Annotated in this window: 11 protein-coding genes; 4 read left to right on the top strand and 7 right to left on the bottom strand. The window is 61.5% G+C overall.

The annotated features are described in order from the left end of the window. The coding region (locus EN914_RS09875; protein WP_164778698.1) for a CaiB/BaiF CoA-transferase family protein at positions 1 to 1,588 on the top strand (1,588 nt) is incomplete at its 5' end. A gap of 55 nt (positions 1,589 to 1,643) precedes the next feature. Further along, positions 1,644 to 2,501, top strand: a complete 858-nt coding sequence (locus tag EN914_RS09870) for a nitroreductase family protein (RefSeq protein ID WP_024504898.1) — start codon at positions 1,644 to 1,646, stop codon at positions 2,499 to 2,501. Between the two features lie 75 nt (positions 2,502 to 2,576). Here the strand turns inward: EN914_RS09870 and EN914_RS09865 are convergent, their stop codons facing one another. The 7 genes from EN914_RS09865 to EN914_RS09835 form a co-directional block, all read right to left on the bottom strand. Then, on the bottom strand, positions 2,577 to 3,188 hold the full coding sequence (locus EN914_RS09865; RefSeq protein WP_024504897.1) for a flavin reductase family protein: 612 nt from the start codon (positions 3,186 to 3,188) through the stop codon (positions 2,577 to 2,579). A gap of 130 nt (positions 3,189 to 3,318) precedes the next feature. Further along, positions 3,319 to 3,966 carry a nickel pincer cofactor biosynthesis protein LarB gene (gene larB / locus EN914_RS09860; RefSeq protein ID WP_032899523.1) on the bottom strand — a complete coding sequence of 216 codons (648 nt, stop codon included), beginning with the start codon at positions 3,964 to 3,966 and terminating at the stop codon, positions 3,319 to 3,321. Further along, a complete protein-coding gene (locus EN914_RS09855) occupies positions 3,963 to 4,751 on the bottom strand; it encodes a potassium ABC transporter ATPase (RefSeq protein WP_024504896.1) in 789 nt (262 codons plus the stop codon). Before EN914_RS09855 ends, larB begins: the two co-directional genes overlap by 4 nt. Then, positions 4,744 to 5,985, bottom strand: a complete 1,242-nt coding sequence (locus EN914_RS09850) for a LarC family nickel insertion protein (RefSeq protein ID WP_255337239.1) — start codon at positions 5,983 to 5,985, stop codon at positions 4,744 to 4,746. Before EN914_RS09850 ends, EN914_RS09855 begins: the two co-directional genes overlap by 8 nt. After that, positions 5,982 to 7,286 carry a nickel-dependent lactate racemase gene (gene larA / locus EN914_RS09845; RefSeq protein ID WP_024504893.1) on the bottom strand — a complete coding sequence of 435 codons (1,305 nt, stop codon included), beginning with the start codon at positions 7,284 to 7,286 and terminating at the stop codon, positions 5,982 to 5,984. The genes EN914_RS09850 and larA overlap by 4 nt, the downstream gene beginning before the upstream one ends. Positions 7,287 to 7,521: 235 nt before the next feature. After that, a complete protein-coding gene (gene leuB, locus EN914_RS09840) occupies positions 7,522 to 8,622 on the bottom strand; it encodes a 3-isopropylmalate dehydrogenase (protein WP_024504892.1) in 1,101 nt (366 codons plus the stop codon). Between the two features lie 157 nt (positions 8,623 to 8,779). After that, the gene (locus EN914_RS09835; protein WP_032899521.1) at positions 8,780 to 9,664 is read right to left on the bottom strand and encodes a LysR family transcriptional regulator; all 885 of its coding nucleotides are present in this window, start codon (positions 9,662 to 9,664) and stop codon (positions 8,780 to 8,782) included. 262 nt (positions 9,665 to 9,926) lie between these two features. Here EN914_RS09835 and EN914_RS09830 point away from each other — a divergent pair, with 262 nt between their 5' ends. Together EN914_RS09830 and EN914_RS09825 are read left to right on the top strand one after the other, a co-directional pair. Then, positions 9,927 to 10,679, top strand: coding sequence for an SDR family NAD(P)-dependent oxidoreductase (locus EN914_RS09830; protein ID WP_024504891.1), 753 nt, complete (start codon positions 9,927 to 9,929; stop codon positions 10,677 to 10,679). Between the two features lie 64 nt (positions 10,680 to 10,743). Then, on the top strand, positions 10,744 to 11,106 hold a 363-nt coding region (locus tag EN914_RS09825), incomplete at its 3' end, for an amidohydrolase family protein (RefSeq protein WP_245497807.1).

Genomic DNA, 11,106 nt, shown 5'->3' with positions numbered 1-11,106 from the left:
CACATATGACGCGACGCCCTGGCAAGAAGCTCAGGCAGCGGGATTGCTCTGGGCACCGGTGCGCAAGCCGCATGAGAATGCACAAGACGAGCATTGGCTGAAGCGCGGCGCCATCACCAAGGTCGATCACCCTGAACTTGGGCGCAGCTTCCATTATGCCACAAGCAAATGGCTGAGTTCGGAAACACGATGGCAGGCCGGCAAGCGCGCGCCGCTGCGCGGTGAGCATACGGGCGAAGTGAGCAACACCTCAAGGCAGGCATCGCCAAAGGTAGCGGCAGAGGCGACCCTGAAACCGGCGCTCTCAGCACGCAATCGTCCCTTTCCTTTGCAGAACGTCCGCATCTTTGACTTCTCATGGTTTCTTGCTTCGGCGGGCGGAACGCGCTTTGCTGCTGCGCTTGGCGCCGAGTGCATCAAGGTCGAATGGAAGGAAAACCCAGACACACGCCTCGCCGCAATGGCACCCGTTGGCGGCCGCACGGCGCGCGAGGCCGCGACCGGCCCACTGCCGGGCGTCAGCGATCCCGACATGGGCGGCCAGTTCAACAATAAGAACACGGGCAAGCGCGGGCTCTCGCTCAATATCCGCCACCCGAAAGGTATCGATATCGCCAAGCGGCTGATCGCAATCTCCGACGTCGTCGCCGAAGGCTTCTCTCCGGGCGTCCTCGATCGGTTAGGCCTGGGGTATGACGTCCTGCGCAGCATCCGTCCCGATATCATCTACGTCCAGCAGTCCGGCATGGGCAGTTACGGCACCTATGGCCGACTGCGCACCGTTGGGCCTATCGCTGCCTCGTTTGCTGGGATGAACGAGATGTCCGGTCTTGCCGAACCGGCGATGCCTGCCGGGTGGGGCTATTCCTATCTCGACTGGATGGGGGCCTATGGCTTCGCCCAATCGCTCCTCGGTGCGCTGTACTACCGCTCGGTCACCGGCAAGGGTCAGCATATCGATGCGTCCCAATGCGAAGCGGGCATCTTCCTTGCCAGCCAGGCCATCCTTGATTGGTCGGCAAACGGGCGAGTGTGGCAGCGTACCGGCAACCGCTCCCCTTATGGCAATGCCGCGCCGCATGGCGCCTATCGTTGCCAGGGGGCGGATCGCTGGATCGCGATCTCGTGCTGCGACCAGCGGTCATGGGCGGCGCTCGCCCATGCCGCGGGCCATCCTGAATGGCTAACCGATCCACGCTTCGCCAATATTGCGGCTCGTCTTGTCAACCAGGATGCACTGGACAAGGTGGTTGGAACGTGGACCGAGGGCGTTGAGGCCTATGACTGCATGAGCCGCTTGCAAGCAGCTGGCGTGGCCGCTGGCGTATGCCAGACGGCGGAGGATCGCTGCGATCACGATCCGCAGTTGCGGAGGTTGGAGTGGCTGACCGAAGTGCCTGGGACAAGGATCGGGACGTGGCCCGTGGCCGAAGTGCCGTTCAAACTTGGCCGCACACCCGCGCATGCAGGCGGATTGATCAACCGCGGAGCGCCTTGTTACGGCGAAGACAACGAATATGTCCTCGGTGAACTCCTCGGCCACTCAACAGCACAGATCCGCTCGTTCAAGCACGAGGGCGTTATTTGACCTCGGCAAGAATCCCAGGCGGATCAAGCCAAACAACCAGATGGATAACAATCAGATGACCAGCAAGCAGCGAAACAGCGTCGCCGACGGTACAGCGGCACGTGAACGCGTCGGTACGCGCTACCGTGATCCCGCTCTCGCCGAAGAATTGTCCCACGTCACTTGGAACAGCACGCTGGATGTGATGCTGTCGCACCGGTCGGTGCGCTACTACCTCGACCAGCCCCTTCCCGCAAATACCCTTGAGCTCGTCGTGGCGGCCGCACAGTCGGCGGCTTCAACTTCCAACCTCCAAGCTTGGAGCGTCATTGCGGTCGAGGACAAGGATCGCAAGGCGCGGCTGGCCGGCTACGCCGCGGACCAGAAGCACATCCATGACGCGCCGCTGCTGCTCGTTTTCGTCGCCGATCTGGCTCGCCTGCGTGCGATCAGCGATGAGCGGGGACATGCCGGTGTCGCACTCGATTACATCGAGGCATTCATCTTTGCCATCGCGGACGCCGCGTTCGCAGCGCAGAATGCCGCTGTTGCAATCGAGTCGCTCGGCCTCGGCTGCTGCTACATAGGCGCGATGCGTAACGACCCTCAGGCCGTCGCCAACGAACTGGGACTGCCCGACGAATCGATGGTCGTGTTCGGCATGACAGTCGGCCGCCCCGATCCGGCAGTGGCAACAGACGTCAAGCCGCGCCTGCCGCAAGGCATAATCCTCCACCGCGAGCGGTATACCCAAATCGACCCGGAGCTTATGGCGGCCTACGAGGCACGCATGCGGGAATTCCAGGCCGAACAGAACATGCGCAACATCGACTGGACTGAACAGACCGCGGCGCGGATAAAGGACGTTGCTGCACTGACCGGCAGGCACGTGCTCACGGACTTCCTGAAGGCGCGGGGATTTGGGCTCAAATAGCTGCGGTTGCGCGCGCCAATGTTGACTGAGAGACAGGGGCTGCGACTTCGTCAGGCTTGCGAACCGCCGGCCCTGTCACGTCGCCGAGATTCTCGGCAACTCAAACGCGTCTGTCGTGCGGACATAGGTGTTTCCTTGTGCCCTAGCGACAAGGCGCAATTTTTGTGTATCGACATGGAAGCGAACCGGGTCGATCAGCATGTCGTCGCGTATATGCATCATCTGGACCGTTCCCAGGATGAGCGAGCGCGATACCCCGAGAGGAACAATGCTGTGCAGCACGCACTCCATGGAGACGGGGCTCTCGGCAATTCGCGGCGCGGCGATCGTCACTGAAGCTTCCTCTGCAAGCCCGGACCGCGAAAACTCATCGATTTCCGGCGCAAACTCGGCGGCGGTTATGTTCATCTGGTCCAGCCGATCCTCGTCGACCAGATTGACGACGAATTGGCCCGACATCCGGATATTGCGTCCTGTGTCCTTGTTGTCGCCTGCAGACCGGTCGACGATGCTGAAACCGACGACAGGGGGATCCTCGCTGAAGACATTGAAGAACGAGAATGGCGCTGCATTGCGCACCCCGTCCGACGCGACGGTCGTGACCCATGCGATCGGCCGTGGCGTGATCGTCGAGGATAGAAGTTTGTGCCGGTCAAGCGGCTTCAGCTCGGAGAAGTCGAACTGCATTGTCGTGGGGACCTCCGATGATTTGGCGGGGCAGACCAGTTTGGCTGGCGCCACGCCTTTCTAGCACCGGCAAAATCGATTGTTTGCTCTATATCGGAACGCGCGCATCGCGCTTAGCGAGGCTGGTGCGTCAACGCATTGAAAGCATCTTCACCGCGGCTGCCGCTGCGCCAAAGCCATTGTCGATGTTGACCACCACAACTCCCGGCGAGCAACTCGCGAGCGCTGCGTTGAGCGCCACATATCCGCCGGCGGCCACGCCGTAGCCGACAGATGTCGGTACAGCGATCAACGGCGCCGCGATCAGCCCGGCGAGCACGCTGAAGAGCGCGCCTTCCATGCCGGCGACAGCGATAACAACCCGAAACATCCGGATTTCGTCGAGCCTTTCAGTAAGCCGCCACAATCCGGCGACACCGACATCGGCGACGATAGGCGCGTCATGGCCGTTGAAGCAGAGCGCTCGGGCGGCTTCCCGTGCGACCGACATATCCGACGTGCCCGCCGCCACGATGCCCACACCTGTGCTTGCAACGGGCATGGACCCGCCCAGCACCGCAGTGCGCGACAGTGGATCATAGTCAAGTGCACTGCGAATGGCGAAATCGAGCGCCAGAAAATGGCTTTCGTCGAGACGCGTGAACAACAGCCGCTCTCCTTTCTCGGAAGCAGCGACGATGATGGCGGCCACCTGGGTCGGGCTCTTATACTCACATAGCACCGCCTCCGGCACTCCGGTGCGCCTGCTGCGTTGCCAGTCGAGTTGAAAGTCGTTCATGGGCGCATGAACATCGCGCCGCGGCTGTAGGGCCGGGCGCCCACGAAGACGCGTCCTGCCTCGGCGCAAAGCCGCTGCGTGATCTCGACCAGCAGATGCTTCTGCGCGGACACGCCGTCGCCGAGTTCCAGAACCACGCCTGACCGCGTAATCCGGCAGCGCAACGTAACGCCACTGGCGGCAATGTCAGCCAGATGCCGCTCGGCCTTCTCGATGAATGCGAGGTCGCGGGCATCGATCGCTATTCCCGTCTCGACGCGGCTTGCCAGGCATGGCTGGGCGGGCAATTCGGCGACAGAGCCCAGGCCAAGCTCGCGAGAAAGCGCGCGAATGTCGGCCTTGGCCATTTCCGCTTCGATGAGGGGATGTACCACCTGGCGCTCGGCGGCAGCCAGCAACCCGGGACGATAGTCGCCGAGATCATCGAGATTGGCACCCGACGCGATCACATGCGGCGTCAGTGTGCGTATCCGATCGTAGAGATTGGTCTTGCAGAAATAACAGCGGTTCGAGGGATTGTCCCGATAGCGTGAATCCTCGAACTCGCCAGTTCCGATGACGAGGGTCGTCCAGCCTTCGGTATCTGACAGACCCCGCACGCGTGCCGTCGCCTCTTCCGGAACGGCTGGTGAGGCGGCATGGATTACCGTCACCGCAAGGCCCGGCTTGCGATGTGCGAAGGCTGCCAGCGTCACTGAATCCACGCCGCCGCTGACAGCAATGGCGAGCTGTTCGAAACGGTCAAGAACGCGGTCAAGACGCTGTGCCGGCGCAATGTCATTCATCGTCGGTCGTCTCGGCCTGGCACTTCATGGCGCGGCGCTCGGCAAGGCTTCCGCCTCGAAGGGCATCGCTTTCCACCTTGCGTGTGATGCCCGATGGCCGGAGGACCGCCTTGACGGCAAGTCCGGCAGCCTTGACGTTTTCCCGGAAGAGGACCAGCCGGCGTTCCTCCCGCAGGCGCAAGCCAATTGTCGATGTCTCGGCAAAACACCGGGCCGTCACCTGATCGGCCAGTTCCGGTCTCGCCAGAAGCCGGAACGACGAGGCGGGACGCCCCTTCTTGCCGAGGCGCTGCCCCACGGAGAGATCCAACACGCCGTCCGTTGCCCTGAGGCGATCGCAGGCGACGCCCATCTCTTCGCCGGTCATGTCGTCGATTTCGAATTCGATGACACTGATGGTGTCGCTCGGAGTTGAGACTTCGTTCTCTAGGACGAGAACGCGAAGAATGTTCGGCATCCCGGGCAGGTGCCGCGTCCCCGCGCCTGTTCCGGACGACACAAGCCGGCCAGACGTGCCGCCAGCACCAGGCGCTGTGAGATGTTTAAGGATCGCCGCGCCGGTCGGCGTCACGCGCTCGCCTGATATGCCGTCGTCGCGCCATTCGAAACCGGTCAGGATCGCGGCCGTGGCAGGCGCGGGAACGGGCAGCAGTCCGTGGGCGGTGTGCACAAGGCCACCGCCTCGCGGCAGAGCCGAGACACTCCACACCGTCTTGCCGAGCGCCGCTGCGATGCTGCCGGCGCAGACGACGTCAACCAGGGAGTCCCAGTCGGCGATCTCGTGAAAATGTACCCTTTCGACCGGCACGCGATGGATGGCCGCCTCCGCCTCGGCAATGATCGTCAGTATCGCAATGGCCCTGGCAGCCGTTCCATCGTGGAGATCCGCGGCCTTGATGCGTGCCACCATGTCAGCAAAACTACCTGCATGCGCTTCATCAGGAATCTGGTTGCGATCGTGATGGTGATGGTGGCCATCATCATCACCATATGCGTTCGCATGGGCGTGTGGCGCTGCAGCCGACATCGCGCGCTTCGCGACCAGACCGAAGCGCCGCACGCGCATCGACAGGCTCTCGCCTTCCTCGAAGGCAATGCCACCGGCCTCAACCGGAAGCACTGCAGCGCCGTCGGCAAGTACGCGCTCTCGCAGGTCAGGCAGCGCGTCGAGCATTGCCGCGACGAACATGTCGCCGGCGATGCCGCCGACTGCATCGAGGTGGACGCGTCTCACAGTCCTGCCCGCCGATAGATCGGAATGACGTATGGTCCCTCCGGGATGATGGCAACGGCGGGGTCGCCATGGCGTTCAAGACTGGCCGCGATTGCGTCGTTTACCGAGGGGACCAGTTCAACTCCGGTGATGCGGCGTTCCTCGCGATCTAGCCCGGTCGTGTAGAGCTGGATCTTGCCCACCCGCATCGGCTTCAGCTGCATCTCCGTCTGCCATTCATCGATGTCGGCAAGCGTCTTCGCCGTAAGCGTGGCAAGGAATGGCTCGGGTCCCATCTCCACCAAGCGCGCTTGCGCCTGGCGGAATTCGTGGCTGCCCAAGCCCTCCGAACATTCCGAGGCGATGATCAGCGTCCCGCCCGGGTCGAGAATGTCGATCGGCGTCACCATACCCTTGATCGTCTGGTAGTAGGTCTTGTCGAGGGGATAGCCTGCAGACGACGTCACCACGGTCTTGAACCGGCGCGGCACGTCGATCATCGTCGTGTCAGCGATGAAATCGACCGCAGCCAGATGGCTGGCTATGATCTCGCCAAAGGTCACGCAAACCAGATCGCGATCTTCATCGAGCACGGTGTTCAACGCATAGATTTCGCCAACCTTGCGTACGATCTGCAACTGTTCCTCATGGAGCGGGTTGCCGACCAGATTGCACTGGACTGACAGCGGGTCTTCCATGAAACGCGCCGAGTGGAAGGTGCGGATGGTTTCGTGGCCGGCAACGCCGGGGGCGACAACCTTTCGACCACCGGACCAGCCTGCCATGAAATGGGGCTCGACCAGGCCTGTAGCGATACGGAGGTCCGCATCCGCGAAAAGCCGATTGATCCGGATCGGTGTCCCACGCGTCTGCGTATGTCCCAGATCGACGTGGTCGTGTTCGTTGCGTGCGAAATGATTGGTGACGCGGACGGTCTTCAGAACCCAAGGATCGCCGACCAGTTCCTCCAGTTCCACACCCTCGTTCGGACGATGAAGGCCGGTGGCAACGAGCACATCGATCCTGTCCGCGGGAATGCCGCCTTTGATCATTGTCTCGATCATGACGCGTAGGAATAGCCGGTTCGGCACCGGGCGCGTGATGTCGCAGATAAGGATGCAGGCGCTCCGACGCCCGACCACCAGACGGGCTAAAGGCTCGGAGCCAATCGGATTCGCGAAGGCGGATGCAATTGCTGAAGAGGCGTCGAAGAGTTTTGGCAACAACGCCTTCCGGATTACTGTCGGCTCCGCGCCTTGCGGCAATGCCAGCTTCAGCAATCCACGACCGAAGGCAAGTTCGAAAGGACCGCCATGTTTCATCTGCCGTCCCTCGGCTCTCACGATCCGCCGTCCGTCGCTACGGCCCGGCACCTATGATGTTCGGCGGCTGATCCAGCCCTCTTCGGCCACGTGACGTCGCTCGAACATGTCTGGCTTGCCTTCGAGTACCGCTGGTCAGTCAACCGAAGTAAGTCTCGGTTTGGAGACCTGTCGTCGCAATCGGCGATGCGGACGCGACCGACTTGCCGCGAGAGCAGCAGGTCATAGCGGCCGGTCAGGCAAATTCCGCCTCCCCGCCAACCTTCTGCTTGCGGATCGCCTCGACAACTGCTTCACCCATGGCCCTCGTGCCGATCTTCCTGCAGCCGGGTTGATAGATGTCTGCGGTCCGATACCCCTCGCGCAGCACTGACCGTACGGCCTGCTCGATACGCGAAGCGTGCTGGTCGCGGCCAAACGACTGCCGGAGCATCATGGCAACCGAAAGGATTGCGGCCAGTGGGTTCGCCAAGTCCTTGCCAGCGATGTCCGGCGCGGTGCCATGGACCGGTTCGTATAGGCCCTTGTTGTGATCGCCGAGGGAGGCCGACGGCAGCATTCCGATTGAGCCGGCCAACATGGCCGCCGCATCGGAGAGGATATCGCCGAAGACATTGCCCGTCACGACAACATCGAATTGCTTGGGATTTCGGATCAAGGCCATGGACGCCGCGTCAATGTAGAGATGCGTCAATTCCACATCGGGATACTGCTTGCTGACTTCGATAACGACCTCGCGCCACAGCGCCATCGTTTCAAGGACGTTTGCCTTGTCAACCGAACACAGTTTCTTACGTCGTTTCGCGGCGGCCTGGAAGCCCGCATGCGCTATGCGCTCGATCTCGGCATCGGTATAACGCATCGTGTTGATGCCGACACGCGCGCCAGTCTCGTCACGAGAGACACCACGCGGCTGGCCGAAATAGAGATCGCCGGTCAGTTCACGCAAGATGATCAGGTCGACCCCCGTGACAATTTCGGGCTTGAGTGTGGAGGCGTCCACAAGCTCGGGATAAAGCACGACCGGGCGGAAGTTAGCATAGAGACCGAGGGCCTTGCGCAGCTTGAGCAGGCCGTAACCGGCCCCCTCGCTCGGCGCTCGCCTCTCATCCTCAGGAACGCCGGTTCCGCCAAGCAGAATGGCATCAGCTTTGCGTGAGATGTCGAGGGTATCAGGCGGCAGGGCATCGCCGAAGCGCTCCAGCCCCTCACCTCCGATTACGGCTTCTGTGAGTTCGAGCGGGAGTTCACTACCGATGACCGCGTGCAGCGCCCTTACTGCCTCCGCGGTCACTTCCTTACCGATCCCGTCTCCTGGGAGCACTACTATCTTCAAGGCCTTGCCTTTCGAAATTGAGTTGAAGAGGCGGGCGCATTCGCTCGGCCCTCTCTGCGGCAGGACTTATATGGGCCGACCCGGACCCTTCGAAGTCGTCCTTTGGAAAGCTCGCATCGTCGGACGCGACGCACCGGTTAGCCGGCGGACCAGCCTCTCAACTGTTGGTAAGGTGCTTCAACAGCAGCTTCACGGGTGGTGGCAGGCCCTGACTGTCCTGAACGCAGATGTTCCACTGCCTGACTGCCCAAGGCTCGTCGAGCGCGATTGCCGCAAGCATGCCACCCGTTACATAACGGGCGGCACATCCCGCCGGCACGAGGCCGACGCCCATCTGCGCCTCTACCATTGTCGACACCGTCTCGAACCCGTTGACCCGGATTGGCATTTTCAACGGTTTGCTCAGCTCAGCCGCAGCGCGAATGACGAGCATATCCAGAAAACTTCCCCTGCTTGGCCCGATCAGGTCATAATCCGGGAGGTCGGCGAACTTGACGGAAGTTTGCGAGCTTAGCGGGTGGTCCCTGTGAGCCAGCACCACGAGGCGGTCGCTGCGATAGGGGATGTATTTCAAACCGCGACGGGGCACGACGCCACCGAAGACGCCGATATCCGCAGCGTTCTCGGCCACCGCGTCCACGGCCTGCTGGCTGGTGCCCTCCTCCAGATCGATTCGAATGGCCGAATGCGTCCCCAGAAAGTTGCTCAGATCCGACGGCAGATGCTGGATGATCGTCGAAACACTCGCAAAAATGCGGACCTGCCCGCTGACGCCACTGGCGTGATGGGCAAGCTCAATCTCCATCTGCTTCAAGTCGCGGAGCACGACGCGCGCATGGTGGAGCAGCGCCTGCGCTGCCGCGGTCAGCTCCAGTCCCTTCGAGCTGCGGTGAAACAAAGGCGTACTGAGGCGTATCTCGAGATCGGAAATCCGCTTGCTCACCGCCGATGCCGCGATGTGCTCGCGATCGGCCGCCTTGGCGATACTCTGCTCTTCGCAAACGGCGACAAACAGCTGAAGCGAAAGAAGGTCAAAACGCAATGTAGCTCCCCCTCTCCGGCATATTCCATCCATGCCAGGCCTGCGAAACACGCAGCCAGTCACTGCTAATAGCTGTTGACCGCACGGATGCAACTGTCGCAAGGGCATCATCGCGGATCGCGAAGCAGCCATTCCAAACGAAGTCTTTTGCGAAAGACCATCGCAGTCAATACGTTCTGGCACGCGCTTGTCGCGAAATCGCCACCGGTTCCCCCGTGGAACATGCTTCAATCAATAATTCAATCAGAGTGCGTCTTCGACCATGAATCGATATGATCTTGAGCAGCGCGTAGCGATTGTCACGGGCGGAGCGCAGGGCATCGGGTTCGCAGTCAGCGAGCGGATGCTGGCATCCGGTGCCAGGATAGCGATCTGGGATCGCGATGGCGCTGCGTTGCAAAAGGCTCTCAATCAGCTTGGACGAACCCGCGACGTGCTTGGGATTGAGACTGACATTGGCGACCTCGCGTCGGTGGAAGCGGGCTTTGCACACACGCTGGAACGGTTTGGCAAGATCGACATATTGATCAACAATGCGGCGTTGGTCGGGCCGAACATGCCGACCTGGGAATATCCACCCGAGGCCTTCGCACAGGTCCTGAGTGTGGGATTGATAGGGACTTTCAACTGCTGCCGCGCCATCGTCCCTCATATGCGGGAGCTTAACTACGGGCGCATCGTCAACCTCAGCTCCATTGCCGGCAAGGAGGGCAACCCCAACGCGGTCGCCTACAGCTCCATGAAGGCAGCCGTGATCGCCTTGACGAAGTCACTGGGCAAGGAACTCGCAGGGCAGAACATCGCAGTCAACTGCGTCACTCCGGCGGTTGCCAAGACGCCTGGGGCAATGGAGCAGTCACCGCAACACATCGAGTACATGCTTGCCAAGATTCCGCGCGGCCGCATGCTCGAACTTGGCGAAGCCGCCTCCATGATCTGCTGGCTAGCGTCAGAGGAGAATTCCTTTACCACCGGCGCGGTGTTCGATCTTTCCGGCGGCAGGGCAACCTACTGACCGTAGCGCCCGTCAAATTCCGCGGCGCACGTGGCGGCGCACCGATCCAACAAGGAGACTGCTGATGCCTTCCTACATATTCGAAAACGCGCGGATCGTTGACGGCTCCAATGAGGACGGCGAGCACGACCGTTTCGTCCGCGTCAGCGGCAATGTTATCGACGAGGTTTCAGACAAGCCGATCCGGGATAGCAACGCGCATCGCTTCGATCTGCGCGGGAAGACTTTGATGCCGGGCCTGATCGATTGCCATGTGCACATCAATTCCGGAGTTGCCGATCCGGCCGAAAACTCGTTTCTGCCAAACGAACTCGTCGCCTATCATTCGGTGCGGATATTGAAGGGCATGCTCAATCGCGGTTTCACCACCGTGCGCGACCTCGGCGGCGCGACTGTGGCTCAGGTCCATGCGATAGAGCAGGGTCTT

The sequence above is a fragment of the Mesorhizobium sp. M7A.F.Ca.CA.001.08.2.1 genome, assembly GCF_003998455.1.
Lineage (GTDB): Bacteria > Pseudomonadota > Alphaproteobacteria > Rhizobiales > Rhizobiaceae > Mesorhizobium > Mesorhizobium ciceri.
This window is presented reverse-complemented; position numbering and strand designations above follow the sequence as displayed.

Bases quoted from the DNA above. Each gene is read 5' to 3' on its own strand.
- larA (WP_024504893.1), bottom strand. From the start codon at position 7,286: ATGAAACATGGCGGTCCTTTCGAACTTGCCTTCGGTCGTGGATTGCTG.
- EN914_RS09830 (WP_024504891.1), top strand. From the start codon at position 9,927: ATGAATCGATATGATCTTGAGCAGCGCGTAGCGATTGTCACGGGCGGA.
- EN914_RS09855 (WP_024504896.1), bottom strand. From the start codon at position 4,751: ATGAATGACATTGCGCCGGCACAGCGTCTTGACCGCGTTCTTGACCGT.
- larB (WP_032899523.1), bottom strand. From the start codon at position 3,966: ATGAACGACTTTCAACTCGACTGGCAACGCAGCAGGCGCACCGGAGTG.
- EN914_RS09865 (WP_024504897.1), bottom strand. From the start codon at position 3,188: ATGCAGTTCGACTTCTCCGAGCTGAAGCCGCTTGACCGGCACAAACTT.
- EN914_RS09870 (WP_024504898.1), top strand. From the start codon at position 1,644: ATGACCAGCAAGCAGCGAAACAGCGTCGCCGACGGTACAGCGGCACGT.